Raw genomic sequence first — 24,728 nt, forward strand, 5'->3', positions numbered from 1 at the left:
TCCGGATTGAAGCGCCACTGTTATAGCTACATATAACAGCATGAAGGAGACGTTATGGCCAGCACCGCGCCCACCACGGCGACAGCCGACACGCTCAACCTGACGCCGCCCGATCCGGTGCCGCCGGTCTCGCCAGAAAAGGCAGCGGGTCTCGTACCCCTTGATGACGAAAAGCGTTCGAAGCTGGACGAGAAGGTAGATGCCTTCATCGACGACCTTGTCGCACAGGACGCCAACTCGCCCGAATTCGGCCAGCGGGTGGACCAGCTGACCAATATGGGCCGCAAGGAGATCGCAGAGGCGGCGGGCCATTCGAACCGCTTCCTCGATCGCCCCGTCCGCGCGATGGACAGCGACAACAAGGTTGGCGCGGACCTGGCTGAGCTACGCCGCACGGTCGAGGATCTCGATCCGGGCAAGCGCGGCAGCCTGCTTGCGCCCAAGAAGCTGTTCGGGATCATTCCCTTCGGCAACCGGCTGCGCGACTATTTCGACGGCTATAAAAGCGCGCAGGGGCATATCAACTCGATCCTCGGCAGCCTGGCCAGCGGCAAGGACGTGCTGATCAAGGACAATGCCGCCATCGATGTCGAGCGGCAGAATATGTGGGCGGCGATGGGCCGCCTGGAACAGATGATCCACATCTCCAAGACGCTCGACGCCCGGCTGGAGGCGAAGGCGCTTGAACTGGACGCGACCGATCCGGCGAAGGCCAAGGCGATCCGGGAGAGCGCGCTCTTCTACATCCGCCAGCGCACGCAGGACCTGCTGACGCAGATGGCCGTGACCGTGCAAGGCTATCTGGCGCTCGACCTCGTCAAGAAGAACAATGTCGAACTGGTGAAGGGCGTCGACCGCGCGAGCACCACCACCGTTGCCGCGCTGCGCACCGCCGTCACCGTGGCGCAGGCACTGGCGGGGCAGAAGCTGGTGCTCGAACAGATCAGCGCGCTCAACACGACCACGGCGAACATGATCGATTCGACCGGCGAGATGCTGAAGAACCAGACGGCGCAAATCCATGAGCAGGCCGCGTCCAGCACCATCCCCATCGCGACGCTGCAACGCGCCTTCCAGAATATCTACGACACCATGGACAATATCGACACGTTCAAGGCCAAGGCGCTGGAGAATATGAAGACGACGGTGAACACGCTGTCGACGGAGGTGGAAAAGTCGAAGGGCTACATCGCCCGCGCAGAGGGCCAGGCCCAGGCCGCCCAACAGGCGCGCGCCGACAACCCGCTATTGAGCGCGATCGAGGCCTAAGGCAGTGAGCCGATCCGACCGTGTCCTGGCCGATGCCGAAGCGGTGCTGCGCCGCCACGGCGACCGTGGGCGCAGCCTATCGACCCGGGCGCGGCAGAGGCGCGGCACCGCGCTGATGCGCAAGGTGAAATGGGCCTTCTGGTCGATACTCGCCATCCTTGTCGGCAGCATGGTTGCAGGCTTCTTCATCCCACTCGGCACGACTGGCGTCATGGTCGCGCTGGGTCTTGCCATCGCGGCGCTGCTGTTGATCGCCCTCCTCCCCTCCGAACGACGCGTCGGGACGCAGGCGCTCGCCACCGCCCCGATCACCGCCCTGCCGCTCCAGACCGAAATCTGGCTCGACAATCAGCGCAAGGCCTTGCCCGCCCCCGCCGTCACCCTAGCCGACAGCATCGGCGTCAAGCTGGAGACGCTGGCGCCACAGCTCGAACGCCTCAATGATCAGGAGCCTGCCGCCCAGGAAATCCGCAAGCTGCTGTCCGATCACCTGCCCGAACTGGTCACCGGCTATGAATCCATTCCCGCCCCGCTTCGCCGCGAGGAACGCAACGGCCGCGTGCCCGAGCAGCAGCTGATCGAAGGGCTGAAGGTCATCGACGGAGAGCTCGCCCGGATCAGCGAGACGCTGGCCAGCGGCGATATCGACAAGCTGGCGGTGCAGAACCGCTTCCTTGAACTCAAATATCAGGAAGCCAAGGAACTTGGCCGCTAGGCCAGCCGTCCTCTTGCCATGATCCATCTGACGCTGATCATCGTCGATTTCCTGACCGGCCTGCTCGCCGCCGGTGCCTGGGCGCTCGCCTCCGCAGGTGGCGCCATCGCCGCGCTGCTGGGCGGCGGCCTGGTCAGCGCTTCACTCTTTCGGAAATGGCGCAAGCGCGGCTGACGCTCAACTTCCCCGGATGACTGTGTCGATCGCTTCATCCGTCATCGGTTGGCTGAACTGAATGCCGAAACGCTTGCCCCGCGCCCATACAACGCGCCCACTGGTTTCCACGCCAAAGGCCTTCACCTCGACATAGCTGCCAGCAGCGGGCGGTGTTTCGCAATGAGCAAGCGCGCCGGAGGTGGAAAGGTCCAGGAAATGGCCGCGCATTTCGGCATTGGCCACGCATAGGGTGACGGGGCCGAACATCTTGTGCCGTGCACTGTGCCGCCGCTGTTCGGCGTTGCCCGCCAGGAATGGGCTTTGGTTGTTCATACCGAGCTACTCCCACGGGCCATCCAACCATGAAAAGGTCAAGACGGCGCACAGAATCATGGTTAACCCGCCATTAGCTACCTTTTACCCTAGGGAAACTGCTAATTTACGTTAGTCGCACTTTTCATGGCGCAGGGTACGATGCTTTGCGGCGATGGCCGGGCCGTGACCCGGCGGAAGCGGGCGAAATAGCCGCCTGCCGTGGGCTTGGGCACCAGTTCCTCCAGGCGGAAACCGACGGCTGCCAGTTCACAGACCAGCAGGCGCGGCGGCGTCCCGTGCTGTGCCGTCGGCCGATTGGCATCGACCACGATCAGTTCGCCATCACTTTTGAGCGCGGGACTGAGGTTCCACAGGAACGCATAGGGCTCGGCGATCTCATGATACATATGGACCATGAATATGCGGTCGAAGCTGTTTTCCGGCAGCTTCGGGTCTTCCGGCGCGCCCAACCTGACACTGACATTGCGCCAATCCTCGCGCGTGATGCGGCGGGACAGCGCCTCGATCACCTCGGGCATGATGTCTTCGGCCAGCACCCTGCCCTTGGCGCCGACGCGGTTGGCGAGCCGAACGGTATAATAGCCTTCGCCAGCGCCGATGTCGGCAACGGTCATGCCGGGCCGGATGCCCGCACGATCCATGATGTCTTCGGCCTCGTTGACGCGGTCGCGCGCTTCCTCGTTGGACCAGCGGGTCGAGACGATGGGCGCCACCGGCCTGTCGGCACGGGGAAAGTCCCGCGCGGCGGCGGGCCGGTCATCCTGCTTGGCGGACGACAACAGGCCGCAGCCTGCCAGCAGGAACAAGGATCCCGCCAGCGCGCCCCGGATCATCAGTCGACATCCTCCACATCGACCTTCTCGCCCGTGACCTTCTGCGACAGGGCGGCCGCCATGAAGGGGTCGAGCGCGCCGTCGAGCACGTCGTCGGGCGAGGTTGAGGTAACGCCGGTGCGCAGGTCCTTCACCAGCTGATAGGGCTGGAGCACATAGGATCGGATCTGGTGGCCCCAGCCGATCTCTGTCTTCGCCTGATATTCGCCCGAAGCCGCCGCCTCGCGCTTCTGCAACTCGGCCTCGTAGAGCCGGGCCTTGAGCATGTTCATCGCCGTCGCGCGGTTCTTGTGCTGCGACCGGTCATTCTGCGACGCGACGATGATGCCCGAAGGGATGTGCGTGATGCGGACGGCGGAGTCGGTCGTGTTGACGTGCTGCCCGCCCGCGCCCGACGCGCGATAGGTATCGATCTTGAGGTCGCCCTCATTCACCTCGATCTCGATATTGTCGTCGATCACCGGATAGACCCAGACCGACGAGAAGCTGGTGTGCCGCCGCGCCGAGCTGTCATAGGGGCTGATGCGCACCAGCCGGTGGACGCCGCTTTCCGTCTTGGCATAGCCATAGGCATTCTCGCCCTTGAACAAGAAGGTCGCGGACTTGATGCCTGCCTGATCGCCTGCCTGATAGTCGACCAGTTCGACCTTGTAGCCGCGCCGTTCGGCCCAGCGGCGGTACATGCGGGACAGCATCTCCGCCCAGTCCTGGCTTTCCGTGCCGCCCGCGCCCGCATGGATTTCCAGATAAGTGTCGCTGGCGTCCGCCTCTCCGGCCAGGAGCGCCTTGATCTTGTCCTCGTCCGCGCGGTCGGCCAGCGCCTTCAGCGAAGCGACGCCTTCGTTGACCATCTCCTCATCGCCTTCGGCCTCGGCCATTTCGATGAGTTCGGCGGTGTCGGTCTTTTCACTGTCGATCGCCCGGGTCGCGCCGATCGCGGCTTCCAGGCGCGTGCGTTCGCGCATGACTTCCTGCGCCATCTTCTGATTGTCCCAGAGCGTCGGGTCCTCGACGCGGGCGTTCAATTCGTCGAGGCGACGCAAGGCGCGGTCCCAGTCGAGGAAGCGGCGCAGCAGGTCCAGCGCGGCGTCGATGCGATCGATATATTGCTGCGCTTCGGCGCGCATGGGGAGTCTCCAGAAACTTCGGGGCGCATCCTAAACGCGCTAAACGCCAGCCCCTATCCGAGGGATGCGATTTTGGGAAGGTTCAATCCTTCAGCGCGCTTATACCACCCCCGTTCGTCCTGAGCCTGTCGAAGGACGCTGAGCTGCCTTGGCGGTTACGCGCTAACATTCTCATCCTATCCCAGTCCCCATCAATCAACGCGAGCTTCTTGGCGCGGCTCCAGCCCTTGATACGACGTTCAGCGGCCAGAGCTTCGTCCCTCGTACCAAAGCTCTCCGACCAGACCAGCGCAAGGGGCCGCCGCGTTGCAGTATATCCAGGGATGACGCCCGCCTGATGGCCCGCGATCCGGCTTTCCAGATCATCCGTATGACCGGTGTAAAAGGAGCCGTCGCTGCAACGGAGAAGATATGCATGGAAGGCCATGATTTGCGTCCAGCTGGCGCGCGCGTCCTTCGACAAGCTCAGGACGAACGGAATTTGTGTTACTGGTCCAAGTTGACGGTCTTTCCAAACCCCCGGTCGTCCTGAGCCTGTCGAAGGACGCGCGAAACCCAGCCCGGCGTCCCCCTGCACCTCTCAATAAATCCCGCCCTGTTCCTGCAGGAAGTCGCTGTCCGTTCGCTGTCGCGTCTGGGCTCTTGCCTCACGCCGCTGGGCGGCCTGTTCCTGCGCGGCGACCTCTTCCTTGCGGATGGAGCGGCGGGGTTCGCTTTCAGGCTTGAACGCTTCCCAGATGACGGCGGGCTTGGGATCGTCGGTGGGCCACACGCCATAAACGCGCTTGCCCGAACGGCGGTCGATCGTGACCATGCGGATGCCCGCGGGCGCGACGAAGGGGGTCTTGGGCATGGTTTCGAGCACCGGGGCCATGGCCGCTTTCCAGATCGGCGCGGCGACCCGGCCGCCCTGCGCCCAGCCGCCCAGGCTGCGTGGCTGGTCATAGCCGATATAGACGCCAGCGACGATGTCGGGCGATCCGCCCACGAACCAGACGTTGGTCGGGCCGTTCGTCGTGCCCGTCTTGCCGAACAGCGGCCGCTTGAGATCCGCAAGAACCGTCGCGGTGCCGCGCTGGATCACGCCTTCGGTGATATGCACGACCTGATAGGCGGTCATCGGGTTCATCACCTGCCGCCCTTCGAAGCCGAAGCGGGGCATGGGCTTGCCATCCCAATTGGCCATGTTGCACCCGTCGCAGGCGCGCCAGCGGAGCGGCCATATCACCTTGCCGCGCCGGTCCTGCACATAGTCCATGACCTTGGGCGAAAGCTGACGTCCATGGTTGGCGAGCATCGCATAGGCGTTCACCATGCGCTCGACCGTGGTTTCGCCAGCGCCGAGAGCAAAGGAAAGATAGGGCTGATAATCGCCGATCCCCATCGCCTTGATGGTTCGCACGACGCGATCCATGCCGGTCTGGCTGGCGGCGCGCACCGTCATCAGGTTGCGCGATTGCTCGACGCCCCAGCGCATCGTCTGCGGCCCGGCGCTGCCGCCGGAGAAGTTGCGGAAGCATTTCTGCCCCAGCCCCGCGCCCTGATAGACGCACAAGGGGCCATCGACGATGATCGAGGCAGGCGTCATGCCATTGTCCAGCGCGGCGGCATAGACGAACGGCTTGATGGTCGATCCGGGCTGGCGCATCGCCTGCGTCGCGCGATTATAGGACGACAGGCGGTTGTCGAACCCGCCCTGCATGGCAAGCACCCGTCCGGAATGGACCTGCTCGGCCAACATGCCACCGGACACTTCGGGCACGTTGCGCAGCGCCCAGCTGGACCCGTTGCGCGCGACCACGATCAGGTCGCCGGGCTTCATGCTGTTGAACGCAGGCCCGCCGGCGCGGCGATAGGGCATTTGCGCCGCGCTCGCGGGCAGGGTCGCGGTGGTCCCATCGGAAAAGCCGATTTCGGCCCCGGAAGAGCTGCGGTCGATCACCGCCGCCACGCGCCAACCGGCGTAATCGATGCCGATATAGCTGGCGGCCAGTTCGCGCTTCCATCCCCGCGTCAGGTCGATCTTGCCTACCGGACCAGACCAACCCTTCCCTGCGTCGAAACGCAAAAGGCCGTTGCGCAGGGCGGTGGCGACCCCTTCCTGCAGCTTGGGATCATAGGGGCTGCGGACCCAAAGGCCGCCCGCATAGACGCTGTTGGGGCCATCTTCCGCCTTTTCGCCGAACAGGTCGATCAGGCGGCGGCGCACCTCTTCCATATAATAGCCGCCCGCGCGCGCGTCGAAGCTGGAGCCATGCTGTGCGACCGTGCCGAGCGGCTGGGCCTGCGCCTGGCTCAATTGCGCCTGGCTGATCCAGCCATTCTTGTACATCTCGCCAAGCGCCCAGTTGCGCCGGTCGAGCGCGCGCTCATGACCTGTGGGGCTTTCCGGACGGTAATTGGCCGGTCCCTTGGGCAGGATCGCGAGATAGGCCATCTCCTGCAGCTTGAGGTCCGCGACGTCCTTGCCGAAATAGGCCCGCGCCGCGGCCTGCACGCCATAGGCGTTCCGGCCCAGGAATATCTGGTTCAGGTAGAGTTCCAGAATCTGCTGCTTGGACAGCACATTTTCCATGCGGTAGGCGAGGATCATCTCCTTCACCTTGCGCGTGGGGGAATATTCATCGCCGATCAGCAGGTTCTTGGCGACCTGCTGGGTGATGGTCGACCCGCCCTTGGCGCGCTGGCCGGACCCGATCTTGGTCACATAGTCGAACACTGCGCCGAAGAAGCCGGGAATATCGACGCCATGGTGATCGAAGAAGGTCTTGTCCTCCGCCGCCAGATAGGCGCGGATCAGGAGCGGCGGATAATCGCTATATTGCAGTTGGACGCGGCGTTCGCGGGCATAGCTGTGCACCGGCTGGCCATTGATGTCGCGCACGATCGTGGGGAGCGGCGGCTCATATTCCAGCAGCGTGGCGGCGTCGGGCAAGCCGCGCGCGAAGATCAGCCAGAACAGCAGTATCGCAGTGAACATCCCGCCCAGCGCAATGGCTGCCCAGCGGAACCGGCGTCGTTGCCAAAGGGGCGCCAGCCTGCCCCTCAGGCGGTCGGCGAAGGACGAGCGGGCGGTATGGGGACGGGCCTCTTCCATGACGACAGGAGGCTCTAAGGTCAAAATGCGGCCAGCGCCAGTGCGGATCGACGGAGTGCAGATCGACGGGATCTTGGCGCTCAGCCGCCGCCGGGCGCGAGCCTGCGGGCGAAATAGATCTCGACCGCTTTTGCCACGCCCTTCGCGATGCCGCTCCGCCCTTCAGGTGAGGCGAGGAAAGCGGCGTCGTCCTTATTACTGAGATACCCGGTTTCGAACAGCACGGACGGCGTGTCGGGCGCCTTCAAAACCATGAGTGAGGCATAGCGATGAAACGCAGGCCGGAACAGCATGAACGGCCTCCCCTCCCGCTGGAGAAGGCGAGCGAAATTCGCTGATTCCTTCATTGTTTCACGCTGCGTCAGATCAATGAGGATGGATGACACAGCATCGGTCTGGCCGCTGAGGTTGACGCCGTTCAGAACGTCCGCCCTGTTCTCCCGCGCCGCCAGCCGCGCCGCTTCCCGGTCCGACGCCACCTCCGACAAGGTATAGATGGTCGCGCCGCGTGCTTCATGATTGTCGGCCGAATCGGCATGCACCGAAATGAAGAGATCGGCGTTCATCTTCCGTGCGATGCCATAGCGTTCCTGCAGCACCAGGAAGCGATCGTCATCCCGCGTCAGCGCCACCCGCAGCCGGCCCGACCTTACCAGCTGATCGCGGATCGCCTGCGCGATGGACAGCGTCAGGTCCTTTTCCTTCTCGCCCGTTTCGGCGCTGATCGCGCCCGGATCATGCCCGCCATGGCCCGCGTCGATGACGATCAGCGGGCGCGAGGGATCGGTCGACCCTTCCACCTTCGGCAGAGACAGGCCTCGCGCGACCGGCGGGATCGGCACGGTAATGCTGTGCCACCGCTTGGCAGGGCGCGGCGCCATGGCCGCTGGAGGGGCGAAGAGGATGCGCCCGGACCCTTGAGGGCCGGTCAGGAAAGCAGCTGCCAGAGCTAGCGCGTGAAGCATGGCGCGCTTTTGCAACGCGCCGCGCCATGACGTCCAGCCCCTTCTCCATGCGCGTGCATCCGCGCGGCGTTTACCTTTGCTTCACCATGTTCGGCGATTGAACGGCAGAATGGCGGCATTCATCCTGGACGAAACAATTTCGCCCGGGACATTGCTAGGCTGGCCTTAGGCTGCTACCCATTCACATTCCTGAAAGAAACGCCCATGTCAGATGGGCTTCTTCATCGGGAACATTTACGGCAGCATCGGCGAGCGCCCAACGCTCTGGCCCGATGCGACGAACAGGTTGACGCTGCATGAGGCATGATTTCCGTTCCACGCTGAGCCCGATGACGGGCGATGCGGCTTGGACGGAGCGGACCGGCGATTTGCCCGGCCCTGCCAATGCAGCAGAAGCGCAGTTTTTCCTGTCAAACCGGACGATAGCAACACCCGCGCCGCTGGCGGCGCGACTGCGTTCGTCCCCCCACTATCGCGTGGCAGCCCGGCCCAGTGCCGCTGGCCGCCTTCGCCGGAGAATAATGAATGACAATGCGTATGCTGATCGATGCGCGCCACCGGGAAGAAACCCGGGTCGCGGTCGTCAAGGGTAACCGGATCGAGGAGTTTGATTTCGAATCGGCCGAGCACAAGCAGCTCAAAGGCAATATCTACCTCGCCAAGGTCACCCGCGTAGAACCTTCGCTTCAGGCGGCGTTCGTCGATTATGGCGGCAATCGCCACGGCTTCCTCGCCTTCAGCGAAATCCATCCCGACTATTACCAGATCCCGCGCGAAGACCGCGAGGCGCTGCTGCGCGAAGAGCGCGAGCATGCCGAGGAAGAGGCCGCGCTGCGCGCCGAGGTCGAGGATGACGAGGATCATCACGACGATGGGCTGGAAGTCGTCGAAGCCACGCATCATGAGGATGATGAAGGCGAGGCCGCTGAAAGCAGCGAGGGCTCCGAGGGCAACGGCAACAGGGGCGGCCGCCGCAAGCGCGGTGGTGACGAAGCCGCCGACGAACTGCGCCGCAAGCGCATGGCGCTGCGCCGCCGCTACAAGATCCAGGACGTCATCAAGCGCCGTCAGGTGCTGCTGGTGCAGGTCGTCAAGGAGGAGCGCGGCAACAAGGGCGCGGCGCTGACCACCTATCTCTCGCTTGCCGGGCGCTATTGCGTGCTGATGCCCAACACCAGCCATGGCGGCGGCATTTCGCGCAAGATTTCGAACGCCGCAGACCGCAAGCGATTGAAGTCGATCATCGCGGAAATGAACCTGCCCTCCACCATGGGCTGCATCGTCCGCACAGCCGGGCTCCAGCGCACCAAGCCGGAGATCAAGCGCGACTTCGACTATCTCGCGCGCCTGTGGGACGAGATTCGCGAAAAGACGCTGAAGTCCGAAGCCCCCGCGTTGATCCACAATGACAGCGACCTCATCAAGCGCGCGATCCGCGATATCTACAACAAGGATATCGAAGAGGTCATCGTCGAGGGCGAATATGGCTACAAGGCCGCCAAGGATTTCATGAGGCTGCTGATGCCCAGCCATGCGCGCCGGGTGCAGCAATATGCCGACGCCGTGTCGCTGTTCCAGCGGGCGGGCGTCGAGGATCAGCTGGCGGCGATGTACAATCCCGTCGTTCAGCTCAAGTCCGGCGGCTATCTGGTCATCAACCCCACCGAAGCGCTGGTGTCGATCGACATCAACTCCGGCCGTTCGACGCGCGAACATGGCATCGAGCAGACCGCCGTCGCCACCAACCTGGAAGCGGCTCGGGAAATCGCCCGCCAGCTGCGCCTGCGCGACATGGCGGGCTTGGTCGTCATCGACTTCATCGACATGGAGATGAACTCCAACATCCGTAAGGTCGAGAAGGCGATGAAGGAGGCGCTGAAGGATGATCGCGCCCGTATTCAGGTCGGCCGCATCTCCGGCTTCGGCCTGATGGAAATGAGCCGTCAGCGGCTGCGCACCGGCGTGCTGGAAGCATCGACCCGCCAGTGCCCGCATTGCGAAGGCACCGGCCTTGTCCGCACCGCTTCGTCGGCAGGCCTCAGCGCGCTGCGCATGCTGGAAGAGGAAGCGGCGCGCGGGCGCGGCAATCTCGTCACACTGCGCGCGAGCCAGGAAGCGGCTTTCTATGTCCTCAACAACAAGCGCCGCGAGCTGGACGAGATCGAGCAGCGCTATGGCGTCACCATCGCGATCCTGCCGGATGGCGAGGTCGAAGGCGCGCGCATGTCGGTGGAGGCCAGCGGTCCGCGTCCGGAACGGGTGGTGACCTATGCGCCGCTCGTCGAGGATGAGGATGATCTCGACATCGTCGAGGAGCTGGACGACGAGGAGATCGAGGAAGTCGAGGCTGCAGAGCGCGACGAGCGCGGTGACCGGGGCGAGGACCGCGAGGGTGGACGTCGCCGCCGCCGTCGTCGCCGTCGCCGGGGCGGTCAGCGCGACGACCATCATGGAGAGGGTCAGGCAGAAGCTGCCGCCGCTCCCGCCGAAGAGGCTGACGAAGACGCTGAAGCGGTGGCCGAAGGGGCCGAAGAACAGCCCGTCGAAGCCGATCGCGAGGGAGAAGAGGCGGGCCGCCGCCGTGGCCGGCGCGGCCGCCGGGGTGGACGCCGCCGCCGCGAGGGCGAAGCGGTTTCGGACGAGGCGATCAGCGAAGCCGCCGAGGCTGCCGAGCCCACCGAGGAACCCGCTGAGGCTGAACCGGTCGCTGACGTGGTAGCAGAAGCCGCACCGGAAGCACCGGCCGAGGAAGAGGCGCCGAAGACGCGCCGCCGTCCCCGGGCGCGCAAGCCGAAGGAAGCGGAAGCTGCCCCTGTCGAGGCTGTCGAGGCTCCTGCCGAAGTGGCCGCAGAGGAAGCGCCTGCCAAGCCCAAGCGCACGCGCCGCAAGAAGGCTGAAGCTGCTCCGGAGGCACCGGCCGAACCGGCGGTTGCGGCGGAGCCCGAGGCCGAAGCACCCGCCAAGCCCAAGCGCACACGGCGCAAGAAGGTGGAGGCCGTTGCTCAGGAAGCAGCGGAAGCCCCATCGATCGCGGAAACCGTGGCGCCTGAAGGTGATGCGGCACCGGCCAGCGCGAACGAGAATGCCGTCGCTGCCGCTGACGGCGGCGAGACTGCCGATGCCCAGCAGGCCGAAACGGAAAGCGCACCGCGCCGTGGATGGTGGCAGCGCACCTTCGGCCAGTAAGTAAGGACGCCCGTCTGATGAGCAACGCCGCCGCCCTGCCGGTTTTCCGGAAAGGCGGCGGCGTTCTCGCTTCAGGCGGAGTTCATCGCGGCGCTGGCAGGGGCGCGGGCATGCTGCCTTCATCCCTGCTCCATGGTGATCGGCCATGATGCGCCGCTGGCTTCGCGCCGCTGCGATTGCCGTTGCATCGCTGGCACTCGTCGCCAAACCGGTGATGGCGCAGCAGATATTGCGCGACGCCGAAACCGAAGCCTTCATGGCAGACATGTCGGGACCGTTGGTGAGCGCGGCGGGGATGGAGCCGCGCAATGTCCAGGTGCTGGTTCTCAACGACCCGGAAATCAACGCCTTCGTCGCGGGCGGCCAATATGTCTGGGTTCATAGCGGCCTGATCGCCGCGGCAGACAATGTGAACCAGCTGCAAGGCGTGGTCGCGCACGAACTTGGCCATATCGAGGGCGGCCATATCATCCGCTCGTCGGAAGGCATGAAGGCCGCGACGGGCATTACCTTGCTCAGCCTCGTCCTTGGCGCCGCGGCAATCGCGGCGGGCGGCGCGGAAGCGGGCATGGGCATTTTGGGCATGGGCCAGCAGGCGGCGATGGGCAAATTCCTCGCCTTTTCCCGCGCGCAGGAAAGCTCCGCCGACCTTGCGGGTGCGCGCTATCTGAGCAAGGCAGGCCTGTCCGGCAAAGGCAGCCTGGAATTCTTCAAGAAGCTGCAGAACCAGGAATATCGCCTCGCAATCCCGCAGGAGGACAGCTACGGCCGCACGCACCCCTTGTCGGGCGAGCGCATCAACGTCCTGAGGGAGGTGTACACCGTCGATCCCGCTTGGGACAGGCCGGTCGACCCGAAGCTCGAAGCGCGGTTCGAGAGGATCAAGGCCAAGCTGGTCGGCTTCGTTTCCGAACCCACCCAGACGCTGATAAAATATCCCGAGAGCGACCAGTCTCTTCCGGCGCATTACGCGCGCGCCTATGCCTGGCACAAGAGCGCCTACCCCGACAAGGCGATCGCCGAGGTGAACGCCTTGCTTGCAGCGCAGCCGCATGACCCTTATTTTCTGGAGTTGAAAGGCCAGGTGCTGTTGGAAAGCGGCAGGCCCGCCGACGCCATTCCTCCTCTGCGCGAAGCCGTGCAGCTCACCCAGCAGCCCTTGATCGCAACCATGCTGGGCCATGCGCTGATCGCGACGGAGGATGACAAGAATTTCGCCGAGGCCGAACAGGTGCTGCGCAACGCCGTCGCACGGGATCGGGAAAATCCCTTCGCCTGGTATCAGCTGGGGGTCGTTTATGAACGGCGGGGCGATACGCCCCGTGCGGCGCTCGCCACGGCGGAACGCTACGCGCTCATGGGTCAGGACCAGATGGCGTTGCGCAGCGCGGACGCGGCCATGCAGGCGTTAAAGCCTGGCACGGTTGACTATCTGCGGGCGCAGGATATCGCCATGGTTTCACGTGCGGCCATCGAGCAGAAGCGAAAGAAGAAATGACCGAAACCTCTCGGCCCGGTTTTCGCGCCGCACTTTCAAACAGGACCATCCAGATGACGATTGGCGCCCTCGCCTTCATCGCCGCCACTGCCGCGGGCGCGGCCCTCGGCATGCAGAGTACAGGCAGCGTGGCGGCGGGAGACAAGGCGGCGATCGAGAAGATCGTGCGCGACTATATCCTCGAACATCCCGAGATCATTCCCGAAGCGGTCGAACGGCTCCAGGCGAAGCGTGTCGCCGACAGCATCGGCGAAAGCCGCAAGGCGATCGAGACGCCCTATGCCGGTGCCTGGGAAGGCGCGGCCAATGGCGACGTCACGCTGGTCGAGTTTTTCGACTATGCCTGCGGATATTGCCGCGCATCTTTGGCGGACCTTGCCAAGCTGGTCGGCGAGGACAAGGGGTTGAAGGTCGTCTATCGCGAGTTGCCGATCCTGTCCGACGCGAGCGCGGATGCGGCCAAGGTGTCGCTGCTGGCGGCGGAGAAGGGCCAATATATGCCCTTCCACCGGGCGCTGTATGATAGTGGCAAGGTTACTCGGGAAACGATCCTCGGCGCTGCCGCCAAGGTCGGCATCGATGCCAAGGCTGCGGAGGCGGCCATGGCCAGCAGCAAATATGATGCGGAGATCCAGTCCAACATCGCCCTGGCGCAAAAGCTGCGCGCGACCGGCACGCCGACCTTCGTCGTGGGCGATCAGGTGCTGAACGGCGCGGTGGGATATGATGCGCTCAAGCAGGCGGTGGCGACGGTCCGGGCGAAGCAGAGGCGCTGAACTCCCTCTCCCCTGAAGGGGAGTGAGAACATGTTGCGCATCCTCTTCGATCACCCTCCTCCGCCATTGACTCGTCCACCGCTTTTGCCTATCGGACGCCCCCTGACATGCGGCCGCCCAACGGCGGCCCTTTTTTGTCACGCCCGATTTTGACGTTTTGCTTTGAGGAATGAACGATGAAGCGCACCTATCAGCCGAGCAATCTGGTTCGGAAGCGCCGTCACGGTTTCCGCGCTCGCATGGCGACGCCCGGCGGCCGCAACGTGCTGCGTGCCCGTCGCGCTCGCGGCCGCAAGAGCCTGAGCGCCTGAACGACGCGCCGCCGGATCGCGCGCCAGCCGTCATGCGGCGGCGCGCTGATTTCCTGGCGGCGAATCGTGGGCGGCGCGCGCCAATGCCGGGCTTTGTCCTGCTGGTGCGCGAACGGGCCGATGGTGATCCGGCGATGCGTATCGGCATCACGGTGACGAAAAAGATTGGCGGCGCTGTCATCCGCAACAGGATGAAGCGCCGTTTTCGCGTTCTGGCACGCGAGCTGCTGCCGGTCCATGGCGTGGCGGGGGCCGATCATGTGCTGATCGGCCGGTCCGAAGGGATCGAGCGGGACTTCGCCCTGCTGCGCGCGGAGCTGGAAAAGGCGCTGGGTAAGGTGATGAGCCGACCGGTCGGCGACGCACCGCGCAAGGCAAAGAAGCGGCCCGCCCGCGCAAAGGATCAGAAGCATAGTCCTGACGCAGCGATGCCGGGCAACAGCAGCACTGGTTTCCCCGCTTCGCAGAAACAGGGCGAGTCGAGCTCATGATCGCCCGCCTCCTCATACTCATCGCACGGTTTTGGCAGATCGGCCCGTCCCGCATATTGCCGCCAAGCTGCCGTTATGCGCCGTCCTGCTCGCAATATGCGATCGAGGCTGTCCGTAAATATGGTGCGGTGAAGGGTAGCTGGCTCGCCACGAAGCGGCTAATGCGATGCCACCCTTGGGGCGGATCGGGTTACGACCCGGTGCCCTGACACGAATTTTCACTAAAAGACGGCGGAGCCGACAAGCGTGGACGACAAGAAGAATATTGTTCTGGCGGTGCTGCTGACCGCAGCGATCCTGTTCGGCTGGCCCTATATCGCCAATCATTTCTTCCCCGCCGCCAATCCGCCCGCGACCAAGATCGAAGGTGGCAAGACGACGCCGGTGGCGCAGGGATCGAGTCCCGTGGCGAGCAGCCCCGCCGCGATTCGCGACCGCGCCCTCGTCCTGAAGGAGAGCCCGCGCGTCGCGATCCGGACTCCCAAGCTGGTCGGCTCGATCAACCTGAAGGGCGCGCGCATCGACGACATCGTGCTGCCCACCTACAGCGAGACGATCGCGAAGAATTCCCCAGCGATCCGCCTTTACAGCCCCTCTGGCACGAAAGACGCCTTTTTCGCGGGCTTCGGCTGGCAAGGTGAAGGATTGAAGGCGCCGGACGCCAACGCCGTCTGGACTGCCGACGGCAAGGAGCTGACGCCTACCAGCCCCGTGACGCTGCGCTGGGACAATGGCGCAGGCCAGACCTTCGAAATCCGCCTGACGGTCGATGAAAACTACATGATCACCGCGCAGCAGAAGGTCGCGAACAGCGGCACTGGCGTGGTGGGCGTGAAGCCATTCGGCTATATCAGCCGGACCGGCATTCCCCAGGATCCCGACACCTGGACCATCCATATAGGGCCCATGGGCGTGTTCAACGGCGCGGCCAATTATGACGTGAACTACAAGGATCTGGACAAGGGTCCCTCCAGCCAGAGCTTCCAATCCACGGGCGGTTGGATCGGATTTACGGACAAATATTGGCTGTCCGCGCTGGTGCCTGACCAGAAGGCCGCTTTTGAAGGCCAGTTCCGTAAGGGGGCAGGCACGCAATATCAGGCCGACTACAGCCTTGCGCCCACCATGCTGGCTCCCGGCAAGGCCGTGACGCAGACCGTGCGCCTGTTCGTCGGCGCGAAGGAAGTGAAAACGCTCGAAGCCTATCAGGACGCGGGCATTCCGCTGTTCGACCGGGCGATCGATTGGGGCTGGTTCTACTGGTTCGAAAAGCCGATCTTCGCGCTGCTGCACTGGCTGTTCGAACATATCGGCAATTTCGGCGTCGCTATCATCTGCCTGACCTTCGTGGTCCGCGCATTGATGTTCCCCGTGGCCCAGCGCCAGTTCGCCAGCATGGCGGCGATGCGCGCGGTTCAGCCGAAGATGAAGGCGCTGCAGGAGAAATATAAGGACGACAAGCCCAAGCTCCAGCAGGAGATGATGGAGCTCTACAAGCGCGAGAAGGTAAACCCGCTCGCCGGCTGTCTGCCGATCTTCATCCAGATCCCGATCTTCTTCGCACTCTACAAGGTGCTGCAGCTGACGATCGAAATGCGTCACCAGCCCTTCGTCCTGTGGATCAAGGATTTGTCCGCACCCGACCCGCTGCACATCCTCAACCTGTTCGGCCTGTTGCCCTTCACCCCGCCGTCCTTCCTGGCGATCGGCGTGCTGGCGCTGCTGCTGGGCATTTCCATGTGGCTGCAGTTCAAGCTGAACCCGGCGCAGATGGACCCGATGCAGCAGCAGATCTTCTCGATCATGCCGTGGATGATGATGTTCATCATGGCGCCGTTCGCGGCAGGCCTGCTGGTTTACTGGATCACCAACAACTGCCTGTCGATGTTGCAGCAGTGGTGGCTCTACAAGCGCCATCCTGCATTGAGCGCGGCCCCGGCGAAATAGCGCATAGTCCACGAGACGAACGGAAATCACGTGACCGACATTGTCGACCCCGAACTGATCGAGGAAGCGCGCAAGGTGTTCGCCGGGCCGATCGCCTTCCTCAAATCGGCGCCGGATCTGAAATTCCTGCCCGACATGTCGGTCAATGAAGTGGCCTTTGCGGGCCGTTCGAATGTGGGCAAATCGTCGCTGCTCAACGCTCTTACCGGGCGGAACAGCCTGGCGCGCACGTCCAACACGCCGGGGCGGACGCAGGAGCTCAACTTTTTCGATGTGGGCGATCCGCTGCGCTTTCGCCTCGTCGACATGCCCGGCTATGGCTATGCCCGCGCGCCCAAGGACATGGTGCGTAAATGGCGCTTCCTGGTGAATGATTATCTGCGCGGCCGGGCGAAGCTGAAGCGGACGCTCGTGCTGATCGACAGTCGCCACGGCATCAAGGATGTCGACAACGACATTCTGGACATGTTGGACGCAGCAGCGGTCAGTTATCGCATCGTGCTCACCAAGGCGGACAAGGTGAAGGCAAGCCATCTGGCCGAAATCATGCAGGCCGCGAGCGATGCCATCCGCAAGCGGCCGGCCGCCCATCCGGAGATCATCCCGACATCGAGCGACAAGGGGATGGGCATAGCCGAACTTCGAGCCGCCGTGCTGGCCAGCGTGACCGAGGGCTGAGAAACTCTCCACCTGCGGCTATCTGGCAGCGTTCATACTAACCGCACATCTGCACGCTGCTCCACGGCATAACCATCGATACCGAGCTACGGCCTCAAATCTTGTGCTTCATACCGGCACCACGCCGTTCGCCCTGAGCCTGCGGAGGGGCTCTACTTTTCAAGAAGAGGGCTTTTTTCGGCAAGCTCAGCTCGAACGGCTCGAGCGATTCTGTTAGACGCACTTTCGCTTGAGCATCAGAACAACTCATACTGCCCGTCGCCTTTAAGCGTCCACGTGCCCAGAATATCGTGCCGCGTGCGACCGACATGGCTGCACACCAGGACAAACCGGTCGAGTGACCATGAAAAGCCATCGATGCTCTGCTGCGATGGCGGCCCGTCCCTGTAAAATAATGTCTGATGGGGGCTGAAGCTCCAGCCCGGACGCAAGGCCACCCCTGCCCTCCACATCGCATCGGCAATCGAGCGCTGTAGCTGATTGAGCAGCGGCACGGATCGGGACGGACGTAGCGCGACCGACCGGTTGGTGAAACTCACCTTGTCGAGCCGCATGTCGAAGGGTTCGGCCTCCACGCTCGTGCCCGCGCGCAGCAATGCCTTGATCACTGCATAGGGATATTCGATATAATCGGCCGTGACGGCGAGCGTCATATGTTGATGTTCCAGGCGGATACGCCGCTCGCCGCCGCCTAATTTTTCCGCAAGATGATCGGTCTGCCGCGCCACCGTTACAGGCGGCTTCAGCGCGAAGAAGAGACGATACAAAGTTGCGGCGCGCTTGTCGTGGCGCATGGCTGATCCTTTCCGATTCGTTTGTTCACTATATGTTCTTATTCAGCCGGTGACGAGTCCGGAGCTTATTTTGCGGCGGGACGTTGGCATGATCTCGTCAAAGGAGTGTACTGGATGGTTCAACTGACGCTGCCGCAGCTGGCAAAGAAGATGAAGGACATCGACTTCGCCATGCTTTCTACCCGCGCTGAGGGCGGCCAGATCGCCGCTCGCCCGATGAGCAACAATGGTGACGTCGATTATGACGGCGACAGCTATTATTTCACGACGGACGATACCGTCATGGTTCGTGATATCGAGCGCGATCCAAAGGTGGGATTGTCATTCCAGGGGTCGGCCGGATTGCTGAAGCAGCGCCCCTTGTTCGTGGCGGTCGAAGGGCGCGCTGACCTGATCCGTGACAAGGCGCAGTTTGCGGCGCATTGGAACAGCGATCTTGACCGCTGGTTCGACGAAGGCGTCGACACGCCGGGCCTGGTGATGATCAAGGTACGCGCGGAAAGGGCGCATTATTGGGATGGCGAAGATGAGGGGGAGATCACGCTCTGACGGTGGCGATGCGCGAGGCGATGGCAATAATGTAAGAACGGCCTCGCGCTGGCTGCTTTCTGCATTCTACCTGATCGCCGGCGTCGCCCATATAGCCAGACCGGGCGGCTTCATCGCCATTACCCCGCATTGGGTGCCATATCCGGCTGACATCATTACCCTCACGGGGATCGCTGAGATTGCGGGCGCCATAGGGCTGCATGTCCCGTCAGTCCGCAGAGCGGCCGGAATTGGCCTCGCGCTTTACGCCCTGTGCGTTTGGCCCGCCAATATCAATCACGCGCTGAACGACATTCCATTGGGCGGCGTGCACCTTGGCTGGTGGTATCATGGCCCGCGCCTGCTGTTGCAGCCGGTGATCATATGGTGGGCGCTCTGGGCCAGCACCGCGATCGAATGGCCGTTCAATCGCAAAGCAGCGAGCCGCCCACATCGGTGATTGTCTTTGGAGGGCGCGGCCCTACTGTGGCGGCCAACACTGCGACAATGACAGAGAGAGAGCGATGACCCGGCACATCCCCTGGATCCTGATGGCGATAGTCGGGGCGGTGGCGCTGTCGGTGGTTGCCGTATCGCGCGGGGAGGCGGTCAATGCGCTCTGGATCGTCGTGGCTGCGGTCAGCAGTTTCCTCGTCGCCTACCGCTATTATGCGCTGTACATCGCCCGAGCCGTGATGCGGCTCGACCCCGCACGGCCGACGCCCGCAATCAGGCGGGCGGACGGGCTGGACTATGTCGCGACGGACCGGGTGGTGCTGTTCGGGCATCATTTTGCGGCGATCGCCGGTGCCGGTCCCCTCGTCGGGCCGGTTCTAGCCGCGCAGATGGGCTATCTGCCCGGCACGCTCTGGATCATCGTGGGCGTGGTGTTGGCGGGCGCCGTGCAGGACTTCATGGTCCTGTTCATTTCCATGCGCCGCGACGGGCGATCCCTGGGCGAGCTCATCCGCATGGAAATGGGCCAGGCCGCCGGGACCATCGCGCTGTTCGGCGCCTTCATGATCATGGTGATCATCCTAGCCGTGCTGGCGTTGATCGTGGTGAAGGCGCTGGCGGAGAGCCCCTGGGGCATGTTCACCGTGGCGGCGACGGTCCCGCTTGCCCTGCTGATGGGTGCCTACACGCGCTGGATCAGGCCGGGGCGCATTGGCGAGGTGTCGCTTATCGGGCTCGTCGGGCTTCTGGCTGCGATCATCTATGGGCAGGCGATTGCGGAATCACCCTTGTGGGGACCGATCTTCACCTTCACGCCGGTGCAGCTGTGCTGGATACTGATCGGCTATGGCGCGGTGGCGTCGGTACTGCCGGTCTGGCTGCTGCTGGCGCCGCGTGACTATCTGTCCACCTTTCTCAAGATCGGGGCGATCGCCGCGCTTGCCATCGGCATCGTCATCATGGCGCCGCCGCTCAAGATGCATGCCGTCACGCAGTTCGTGGACGGCAACGGCCCGGTCTGGTCGGGCGGGCTCTTCCCCTTCCTCTTCATCGCCATCGCCTGCGGCGCAGTGTCGGGCTTCCATGCCCTCATCGCCAGCGGCACCACGCCCAAGCTGATCGCGAGCGAGAGCGACGCGCCGCTGATCGGCTACGGCGCGATGCTGATGGAAGCGTTCGTCGCGATCATGGCGCTGGTGGGAGCGTCGATCCTAGACCCCGGCATCTATTTCACGATGAACAGCCCGGCGGCGGTGATCGGCACCGACGCCGGAAGCGCGTCGGCGGCGGTCACGGCGATGGGCTTCCCCATCACGCCCGAGCTCATCACCCAGACAGCCAAGGATGTCGGCGAACATAGCATCATATCGCGCGCAGGCGGCGCGCCGACGCTGGCCGTCGCGATGGCGGAAATCTTTTCCCATGTGATCGGCGGGCCCGCGATGAAGGCCTTCTGGTATCATTTCGCGATATTGTTCGAGGCGCTGTTCATCCTGACGGCGGTGGACGCAGGGACGAGAGCGGGACGCTTCATGTTGCAGGACCTGATCGGGCTTGTCGTGCCTCGTTTCAAGGATACGTCTGGCATTGGCCCCGGCCTTGTGGCAACGGGCCTCACCGTGGCGGCATGGGGCTTCTTCCTTTATCAGGGCGTCACCGATCCCTTGGGCGGCGTGAACACCTTGTGGCCGGTGTTCGGCATTTCCAACCAGATGCTGGCGGCGATCGCGCTGATGCTGGCAACGGCGGTGCTGTTCCGCATGAAGCGCGACCGCTACGCCTGGGTGACGATGATCCCGGCGGCGTGGCTGCTGGTCTGCACCTTGTCGGCCGGGCTGCTGAAGCTGTTTTCGGCGGACGCGAAGGTCGGCTTCCTTGCGCATGCAGCCAAATTCTCCACGGCGGCGAATGAAGGCAAATTGCTGAGCCCAGCCAAGTCCATGGCGGAAATGCAGCAGATCATCTTCAACGATCGGGTGGATGCGGCATTGGTAGGCATCTTCCTTCTGGTGGTGCTGTCCCTGCTGTTCTTCACCTTCCGCACCTGCATCGCCGCGCGGCGCGTTGATGCGCCCACCGCGCGCGAAATCCCCGCATCACTGGTGCCAGCGGAATGACCCGGCTGTTCGCCAAGCTTCGCCAGACAGCGCTGATGATGGTCGGCATGCCCGACTATGACGGCTATGTCGGCCACATGCAGGCGCACCATCCCGGCGACCCGGTCATGACCCGCACCCAGTTTTTCCGGGAACGGCAGGAAGCCCGCTATGGCGGCAAGAATGGCGGAAAATGCTGCTGACCGTTGGGGTCAGCCGCGCGCGTTGAAGCCTGCGATCATGCCCGCCGCGATCGACAGGGCGATTTCAGCCGCACCCACCGCGCCGATGTCGATGCCCGCCGGGCCGTCGATTCGGCGCAGCTGCTCTTCGGAAAACCCTATGGCGGAGAGCCGCTCAAGCCGCGCGGCATGGCTCTTGCGCGATCCCAGCGCCGCGACATAGCCAGTCGGCACGCGTAAGGCCTCGGCCAGCGCAGGGTCGTCGATCTTGATATCATGGCTGAGCGTCACGACCGCTGTCGCTTCACCCGGCCTTCGCGCTGCAATGGCTTCATCGGGCCAGCGATCGTCCAACTCGACGCCCGGGAAACGCTCCTGCGTCAGGAAGCGGCCTCGGGGATCGATCACCACAGGCCTCACCCCCATGGCTTGCGCGAGCGCGCATAAGGATTGGGCAATCTGCACCGCGCCTACGATCAGCAACTGGCGCGGCGGATCGTACCGGTTCTGGAACTGGCCCTCGACCACGCCCTCACGGGTGATGCATGTGCCAAGGTGGGTGGAAAGGGTGAGCGCCCGCCCCTCATCCCGCGCCTGCGCAATCCGGTCGAAGAGCAGCGGCGCGAAACTCCCTTCGGCCACCGGCTGCACCAGCACGCTGATCTCGCCCCCGCATGGAAGCCCCACCGCCCAAGCATCGCCATCGGCAACGCCATAGCGTTCGACATGCGCAGCACGCCCGGCGATGACGTCCTCCGCGCGTTGCAGCACATCCGCCTCGACACAGCCGCCTGAGATGCTGCCTTCGAAGCGGCCATCGCGATGGACGATCATATGGCTGCCGCGCGGCCGGGGCGCAGATCCCCATGTCGATACGACCGTGGCCAGCGCCATCGGCTGCCCCCGCCATTCGATCGCCTTCCGGATCACCGCGTCATTGTCGTTCAATCGGAGCCTCCTTGCGCCGTCCGCACATAGGAAGCCTCCGCCGTCGCGCCAAGCTAGAGCATCGTGCGCAAAAGTGGGGACCGGGTTCGCGCTTCAAACGATGCAATAACAAAAACCAGAGCGCGCGACCTGCGTCCGATTAAACGCGGCGCGCTTTAAACCAGCCGCCGTCCGGTCCAGACGACCCTGCCAACGATGGCCACCAGCGCCGGATCGATATCCACCCAATCGGGATAATGGACATTGTCGCTGAGCACGCTGAACAATCCCCGGCGCGGCCCCATGGCGATCCGCTTCACCATCAGCACGCCATCCAGCCGCAGCACATAGACGCCGTCGCGCAGCCGCATCGCGTCATCATCATGATCGACCATGATCTCATCGCCATCATTGAGCGTGGGCGCCATCGATTCGCCGTCCACCCTGATGATCGAAACGCGCTGTGGCCGCACGCCCAGATGGCGCAACCATTTCGCGTCGAAAGCCATCACGCCGGCCGCGCGCTCGTCCTCGTCAAGCGACCCGGGGCCAGCCGAAGCGCCCAGGGAGAGGCGCGGCACCGGCACCACGGCAGGCAACGGCCGCGATTTCCGTTCCACCATGAACTCCTGCCGCGCCGGTCCGCCCAGCACGTCCTCGGAAACGCCAAAATAGCGGGCGAGAATCCGCCGGTCTTCCTCATCCAGCTTGCGCGGTGTCCCGCGCTTGATGAATTGCTGGATATAGGAGGGGTTACGCTTCAGCCGCCGGGAGAGGTCAGAATAATTCTCCCCCCGTTCCGCGATCAGCCGTTCCAGCACTATGCGCGGATCTTCCAAATCAACGGCCATAACGGAATCCTATCGATAGGATTTTTCCTAGACAAGTAGGAAATGCAGGAACAGATAGGAAACATCCTAGAGATTCGCGAAGGGCGAATCGTGTTGAAGAGGGAGATTGAAACGCATGTTGATTCGCGCCGTAGAGAGGTTCCTGCGGGACAACGGCATTCCAGCGACCCGCTTTGGCCGGGAGAGCGTCCGCGATCCTCGTTTGGTATTCGACCTGCGCCAAGGGCGGGAGCCGGGGGAACGGATCAAGAGACGTATAGAACATTTCATGAACACGTATCGCAGGAGCGCGGGCCAATGACAAGTATGGATCATCTCCGCGAGAGGCGAGGTCCGGTCGCAAACGAAGGAATGCGCCGCAGCACTGACCCGCTGCCACGGCTGCTGGCGCAACTCATCGAACGCGCAGGCGAGCCCGCCAGTATTGAGCGGGCGACCAGCCGCCCATGGGCCAGCGCCTTGTTTCAGGGACGTCGGCACGTCATCGCCCTGCGGATAACGGGTCCGGACGCGAAGGAAAGGCGGGCACGCTTCGCCTTGGGGCTGGAGGATGCCGAGTGGACCCTGACCCGGCATTTCGTTGCCGACATCAAGATTGACGGCGGCCGTTCGGCTGCCGATCAGGAATGGATCGAGCTTTCCGCGCTCACCATCGAAGACCGGTGAGCAGCGGGGATCAGCGCGTGCGGTCTGCCATGGCCCTTAATGTGCCGAGCGCGGCCCGTAGCGCCTGATCAACGTCATCCTCGACATGATCCCGCACCGGGACGCGTTGTTCGACGGGCATGTCCGCGATGACACCGGCCTCGAGAGCCGTCCTGCTTCCCCGCACGCGTTCGGCTAGCCCCCTTTCGAATCGGGCCGTCAACTCGGCAAGGGACGGCATCGCCGATACGGGAGCCTCCGTCCGAGTCGTTTCTACCGGAGCAGGAGGAGCAATATCCTCGAACTCGGCATAGGTGGGCTCATCCTGGCCAGCTTCTTCAAAATAGGATGGGCCCGGCTGGATGATCGCCTGCTCTTCGACCTCAGGCAGTTCCGGTTGCTCCCCGCGCGCGGGCGCGATCCGGGGGAAGATCTCCAGCCCGCCAAAGTCCCGGCTGGCGAAGATCGGCGTGCGTGCAGGCGCATCGGGATGCGCGTCAGCACGGCGCGCCAGCGGGCGCGATATTCTGGACGCTCCGGTCGCCCGGCCGCGAGACAGCCAGTTCAGCTTCGGCAATGCAAAACCCATATCACTCACTCCCGTGACGCTGTGACGGCGTCGATCCTTTTTCATCGGCACTGGCGCAGCGCCCAAACATGCAACGCCTGTCGCCATCAGCGCGCCGAACCCGGCGAGCAGCAAGCGTGCCTTCAACCCCAATGGCGGCGCGGCAGCGGGCAAGGCCTCGCTGAGGCCGCTCGACGCCACGACCGTCTCGACCAGCCCGGTCGGCATTGTCAGCAGGATCATGCCCACCGCGATCCCCGCCAATATGGCCGGGGTCATCACCCGATGAGATCGTC

Annotated in this window: 27 protein-coding genes and 1 pseudogene; 18 read left to right on the top strand and 10 right to left on the bottom strand. The window is 63.8% G+C overall.

The genetic code is table 11. The features are described from left to right. The first annotated feature begins 54 nt into the window (after window positions 1-54). From SPHS8_RS11370 to SPHS8_RS11380, 3 genes are read left to right on the top strand one after another with little or no spacing between them, the layout of a single operon-like run. Complete coding sequence (locus SPHS8_RS11370) at window positions 55-1,269, top strand: toxic anion resistance protein (RefSeq protein ID WP_201515627.1); 1,215 nt, start codon at window positions 55-57, stop codon at window positions 1,267-1,269. A gap of 4 nt (window positions 1,270-1,273) precedes the next feature. Beyond that, window positions 1,274-1,984, top strand: coding sequence for a hypothetical protein (locus tag SPHS8_RS11375; protein WP_201515628.1), 711 nt, complete (start codon window positions 1,274-1,276; stop codon window positions 1,982-1,984). 18 nt (window positions 1,985-2,002) lie between these two features. Further along, window positions 2,003-2,158 (top strand): hypothetical protein, encoded by a 156-nt coding sequence (locus SPHS8_RS11380; RefSeq protein WP_176502231.1) that lies wholly within the window; start codon window positions 2,003-2,005, stop codon window positions 2,156-2,158. A gap of 3 nt (window positions 2,159-2,161) precedes the next feature. Here the strand turns inward: SPHS8_RS11380 and SPHS8_RS11385 are convergent, their stop codons facing one another. The 6 genes and pseudogenes from SPHS8_RS11385 to SPHS8_RS11410 form a co-directional block, all read right to left on the bottom strand. After that, window positions 2,162-2,473, bottom strand: a complete 312-nt coding sequence (locus SPHS8_RS11385) for a PilZ domain-containing protein (protein WP_097092897.1) — start codon at window positions 2,471-2,473, stop codon at window positions 2,162-2,164. Between the two features lie 101 nt (window positions 2,474-2,574). Then, window positions 2,575-3,309, bottom strand: a complete 735-nt coding sequence (locus SPHS8_RS11390; protein ID WP_201515629.1) for a class I SAM-dependent methyltransferase — start codon at window positions 3,307-3,309, stop codon at window positions 2,575-2,577. Next, entirely contained in the window at window positions 3,309-4,436 is a 1,128-nt protein-coding gene (prfB, locus tag SPHS8_RS11395) for a peptide chain release factor 2 (RefSeq protein WP_097092349.1), read from the bottom strand. The genes SPHS8_RS11390 and prfB overlap by 1 nt, the downstream gene beginning before the upstream one ends. 82 nt (window positions 4,437-4,518) lie before the next feature. Beyond that, window positions 4,519-4,899 carry a GIY-YIG nuclease family protein gene (locus tag SPHS8_RS11400; RefSeq protein WP_236575104.1) on the bottom strand — a complete coding sequence of 127 codons (381 nt, stop codon included), beginning with the start codon at window positions 4,897-4,899 and terminating at the stop codon, window positions 4,519-4,521. A gap of 117 nt (window positions 4,900-5,016) precedes the next feature. Beyond that, the gene (locus SPHS8_RS11405) at window positions 5,017-7,533 is read right to left on the bottom strand and encodes a penicillin-binding protein 1A (protein WP_201515631.1); all 2,517 of its coding nucleotides are present in this window, start codon (window positions 7,531-7,533) and stop codon (window positions 5,017-5,019) included. Between the two features lie 80 nt (window positions 7,534-7,613). Beyond that, window positions 7,614-8,450 (bottom strand): annotated as a pseudogene (locus SPHS8_RS11410) (N-acetylmuramoyl-L-alanine amidase family protein); the annotation flags it as partial. Window positions 8,451-9,023: 573 nt separating this feature from the next. On the opposite strand from SPHS8_RS11410, the gene SPHS8_RS11415 reads away from it, so the two are divergent. The 9 genes from SPHS8_RS11415 to yihA all read left to right on the top strand — a co-directional run bounded on the left by SPHS8_RS11415 (window position 9,024) and on the right by yihA (window position 17,385). After that, window positions 9,024-11,684, top strand: a complete 2,661-nt coding sequence (locus SPHS8_RS11415; protein WP_236575105.1) for an Rne/Rng family ribonuclease — start codon at window positions 9,024-9,026, stop codon at window positions 11,682-11,684. A 17-nt stretch (window positions 11,685-11,701) separates the two neighbouring features. After that, window positions 11,702-11,833: a hypothetical protein gene (locus SPHS8_RS20595; RefSeq protein WP_268933218.1), complete on the top strand. Its 132-nt coding sequence runs from the start codon at window positions 11,702-11,704 to the stop codon at window positions 11,831-11,833. Next, entirely contained in the window at window positions 11,833-13,182 is a 1,350-nt protein-coding gene (locus tag SPHS8_RS11420; RefSeq protein WP_201515914.1) for a M48 family metalloprotease, read from the top strand. The genes SPHS8_RS20595 and SPHS8_RS11420 overlap by 1 nt, the downstream gene beginning before the upstream one ends. Next, complete coding sequence (locus SPHS8_RS11425) at window positions 13,179-13,958, top strand: DsbA family protein (protein WP_201515633.1); 780 nt, start codon at window positions 13,179-13,181, stop codon at window positions 13,956-13,958. Before SPHS8_RS11420 ends, SPHS8_RS11425 begins: the two co-directional genes overlap by 4 nt. A 176-nt stretch (window positions 13,959-14,134) precedes the next feature. Beyond that, entirely contained in the window at window positions 14,135-14,269 is a 135-nt protein-coding gene (gene rpmH / locus SPHS8_RS11430; protein WP_007683189.1) for a 50S ribosomal protein L34, read from the top strand. A gap of 32 nt (window positions 14,270-14,301) precedes the next feature. Continuing rightward, on the top strand, window positions 14,302-14,760 hold the full coding sequence (rnpA, locus tag SPHS8_RS11435) for a ribonuclease P protein component (RefSeq protein ID WP_097092355.1): 459 nt from the start codon (window positions 14,302-14,304) through the stop codon (window positions 14,758-14,760). After that, complete coding sequence (gene yidD / locus SPHS8_RS11440; protein ID WP_097092356.1) at window positions 14,757-14,969, top strand: membrane protein insertion efficiency factor YidD; 213 nt, start codon at window positions 14,757-14,759, stop codon at window positions 14,967-14,969. The genes rnpA and yidD overlap by 4 nt, the downstream gene beginning before the upstream one ends. A 37-nt stretch (window positions 14,970-15,006) precedes the next feature. Beyond that, entirely contained in the window at window positions 15,007-16,707 is a 1,701-nt protein-coding gene (gene yidC / locus SPHS8_RS11445) for a membrane protein insertase YidC (RefSeq protein ID WP_097092357.1), read from the top strand. A 39-nt stretch (window positions 16,708-16,746) separates the two neighbouring features. Next, window positions 16,747-17,385, top strand: a complete 639-nt coding sequence (gene yihA / locus SPHS8_RS11450) for a ribosome biogenesis GTP-binding protein YihA/YsxC (RefSeq protein ID WP_443018578.1) — start codon at window positions 16,747-16,749, stop codon at window positions 17,383-17,385. 236 nt (window positions 17,386-17,621) lie between these two features. Here the strand turns inward: yihA and SPHS8_RS11455 are convergent, their stop codons facing one another. Beyond that, window positions 17,622-18,179, bottom strand: a complete 558-nt coding sequence (locus tag SPHS8_RS11455) for a 2'-5' RNA ligase family protein (RefSeq protein ID WP_201515635.1) — start codon at window positions 18,177-18,179, stop codon at window positions 17,622-17,624. A gap of 114 nt (window positions 18,180-18,293) precedes the next feature. On the opposite strand from SPHS8_RS11455, the gene SPHS8_RS11460 reads away from it, so the two are divergent. The 4 genes from SPHS8_RS11460 (at window position 18,294) to SPHS8_RS11475 (ending at window position 21,462) form a co-directional block, all read left to right on the top strand. Then, entirely contained in the window at window positions 18,294-18,728 is a 435-nt protein-coding gene (locus SPHS8_RS11460) for a pyridoxamine 5'-phosphate oxidase family protein (RefSeq protein WP_201515636.1), read from the top strand. Then, a complete protein-coding gene (locus SPHS8_RS11465; RefSeq protein WP_201515637.1) occupies window positions 18,706-19,167 on the top strand; it encodes a DoxX family protein in 462 nt (153 codons plus the stop codon). The genes SPHS8_RS11460 and SPHS8_RS11465 overlap by 23 nt, the downstream gene beginning before the upstream one ends. Window positions 19,168-19,231: 64 nt before the next feature. Further along, entirely contained in the window at window positions 19,232-21,280 is a 2,049-nt protein-coding gene (locus tag SPHS8_RS11470) for a carbon starvation CstA family protein (protein ID WP_201515638.1), read from the top strand. Next, entirely contained in the window at window positions 21,277-21,462 is a 186-nt protein-coding gene (locus SPHS8_RS11475; RefSeq protein ID WP_201515639.1) for a YbdD/YjiX family protein, read from the top strand. The genes SPHS8_RS11470 and SPHS8_RS11475 overlap by 4 nt, the downstream gene beginning before the upstream one ends. A 9-nt stretch (window positions 21,463-21,471) precedes the next feature. On the opposite strand, the gene SPHS8_RS11480 is transcribed toward SPHS8_RS11475, so the two are convergent. Together SPHS8_RS11480 and SPHS8_RS11485 are read right to left on the bottom strand one after the other, a co-directional pair. Further along, window positions 21,472-22,389, bottom strand: coding sequence for an XdhC family protein (locus SPHS8_RS11480; RefSeq protein ID WP_201515640.1), 918 nt, complete (start codon window positions 22,387-22,389; stop codon window positions 21,472-21,474). A 155-nt stretch (window positions 22,390-22,544) separates the two neighbouring features. Then, entirely contained in the window at window positions 22,545-23,219 is a 675-nt protein-coding gene (locus SPHS8_RS11485; RefSeq protein ID WP_097092363.1) for a S24 family peptidase, read from the bottom strand. A 115-nt stretch (window positions 23,220-23,334) separates the two neighbouring features. Here SPHS8_RS11485 and SPHS8_RS20440 point away from each other — a divergent pair, with 115 nt between their 5' ends. Together SPHS8_RS20440 and SPHS8_RS11490 are read left to right on the top strand one after the other, a co-directional pair. Further along, window positions 23,335-23,520, top strand: a complete 186-nt coding sequence (locus SPHS8_RS20440; RefSeq protein WP_236575106.1) for a hypothetical protein — start codon at window positions 23,335-23,337, stop codon at window positions 23,518-23,520. Further along, window positions 23,517-23,885 (top strand): hypothetical protein, encoded by a 369-nt coding sequence (locus SPHS8_RS11490; protein WP_201515641.1) that lies wholly within the window; start codon window positions 23,517-23,519, stop codon window positions 23,883-23,885. Before SPHS8_RS20440 ends, SPHS8_RS11490 begins: the two co-directional genes overlap by 4 nt. 10 nt (window positions 23,886-23,895) lie before the next feature. On the opposite strand, the gene SPHS8_RS11495 is transcribed toward SPHS8_RS11490, so the two are convergent. Continuing rightward, window positions 23,896-24,711, bottom strand: a complete 816-nt coding sequence (locus SPHS8_RS11495; RefSeq protein ID WP_201515915.1) for a hypothetical protein — start codon at window positions 24,709-24,711, stop codon at window positions 23,896-23,898. Window positions 24,712-24,728 lie beyond the last annotated feature (17 nt).

The sequence above is a fragment of the Sphingobium sp. S6 genome (genome assembly GCF_905120495.1).
In the GTDB taxonomy this organism is placed as follows: Bacteria; Pseudomonadota; Alphaproteobacteria; order Sphingomonadales; family Sphingomonadaceae; genus Sphingobium; species Sphingobium agri.

What these genes read in the sequence shown, in the direction of transcription:
- SPHS8_RS11370 (WP_201515627.1), top strand. Translation starts at nt 55, where the DNA reads ATGGCCAGCACCGCGCCCACCACGGCGACAGCCGACACGCTCAACCTG.
- SPHS8_RS11380 (WP_176502231.1), top strand. Translation starts at nt 2,003, where the DNA reads ATGATCCATCTGACGCTGATCATCGTCGATTTCCTGACCGGCCTGCTC.
- SPHS8_RS11385 (WP_097092897.1), bottom strand. Translation starts at nt 2,473, where the DNA reads ATGAACAACCAAAGCCCATTCCTGGCGGGCAACGCCGAACAGCGGCGG.
- SPHS8_RS11390 (WP_201515629.1), bottom strand. Translation starts at nt 3,309, where the DNA reads ATGATCCGGGGCGCGCTGGCGGGATCCTTGTTCCTGCTGGCAGGCTGC.
- prfB (WP_097092349.1), bottom strand. Translation starts at nt 4,436, where the DNA reads ATGCGCGCCGAAGCGCAGCAATATATCGATCGCATCGACGCCGCGCTG.
- SPHS8_RS11405 (WP_201515631.1), bottom strand. Translation starts at nt 7,533, where the DNA reads ATGGAAGAGGCCCGTCCCCATACCGCCCGCTCGTCCTTCGCCGACCGC.
- SPHS8_RS11415 (WP_236575105.1), top strand. Translation starts at nt 9,024, where the DNA reads ATGACAATGCGTATGCTGATCGATGCGCGCCACCGGGAAGAAACCCGG.
- SPHS8_RS20595 (WP_268933218.1), top strand. Translation starts at nt 11,702, where the DNA reads ATGAGCAACGCCGCCGCCCTGCCGGTTTTCCGGAAAGGCGGCGGCGTT.
- SPHS8_RS11420 (WP_201515914.1), top strand. Translation starts at nt 11,833, where the DNA reads ATGCGCCGCTGGCTTCGCGCCGCTGCGATTGCCGTTGCATCGCTGGCA.
- SPHS8_RS11425 (WP_201515633.1), top strand. Translation starts at nt 13,179, where the DNA reads ATGACCGAAACCTCTCGGCCCGGTTTTCGCGCCGCACTTTCAAACAGG.
- rpmH (WP_007683189.1), top strand. Translation starts at nt 14,135, where the DNA reads ATGAAGCGCACCTATCAGCCGAGCAATCTGGTTCGGAAGCGCCGTCAC.
- rnpA (WP_097092355.1), top strand. Translation starts at nt 14,302, where the DNA reads ATGCGGCGGCGCGCTGATTTCCTGGCGGCGAATCGTGGGCGGCGCGCG.
- yidD (WP_097092356.1), top strand. Translation starts at nt 14,757, where the DNA reads ATGATCGCCCGCCTCCTCATACTCATCGCACGGTTTTGGCAGATCGGC.
- SPHS8_RS11455 (WP_201515635.1), bottom strand. Translation starts at nt 18,179, where the DNA reads ATGCGCCACGACAAGCGCGCCGCAACTTTGTATCGTCTCTTCTTCGCG.
- SPHS8_RS11460 (WP_201515636.1), top strand. Translation starts at nt 18,294, where the DNA reads ATGGTTCAACTGACGCTGCCGCAGCTGGCAAAGAAGATGAAGGACATC.
- SPHS8_RS11465 (WP_201515637.1), top strand. Translation starts at nt 18,706, where the DNA reads ATGAGGGGGAGATCACGCTCTGACGGTGGCGATGCGCGAGGCGATGGC.
- SPHS8_RS11470 (WP_201515638.1), top strand. Translation starts at nt 19,232, where the DNA reads ATGACCCGGCACATCCCCTGGATCCTGATGGCGATAGTCGGGGCGGTG.
- SPHS8_RS11475 (WP_201515639.1), top strand. Translation starts at nt 21,277, where the DNA reads ATGACCCGGCTGTTCGCCAAGCTTCGCCAGACAGCGCTGATGATGGTC.
- SPHS8_RS11485 (WP_097092363.1), bottom strand. Translation starts at nt 23,219, where the DNA reads ATGGCCGTTGATTTGGAAGATCCGCGCATAGTGCTGGAACGGCTGATC.
- SPHS8_RS20440 (WP_236575106.1), top strand. Translation starts at nt 23,335, where the DNA reads ATGTTGATTCGCGCCGTAGAGAGGTTCCTGCGGGACAACGGCATTCCA.
- SPHS8_RS11490 (WP_201515641.1), top strand. Translation starts at nt 23,517, where the DNA reads ATGACAAGTATGGATCATCTCCGCGAGAGGCGAGGTCCGGTCGCAAAC.
- SPHS8_RS11495 (WP_201515915.1), bottom strand. Translation starts at nt 24,711, where the DNA reads ATGACCCCGGCCATATTGGCGGGGATCGCGGTGGGCATGATCCTGCTG.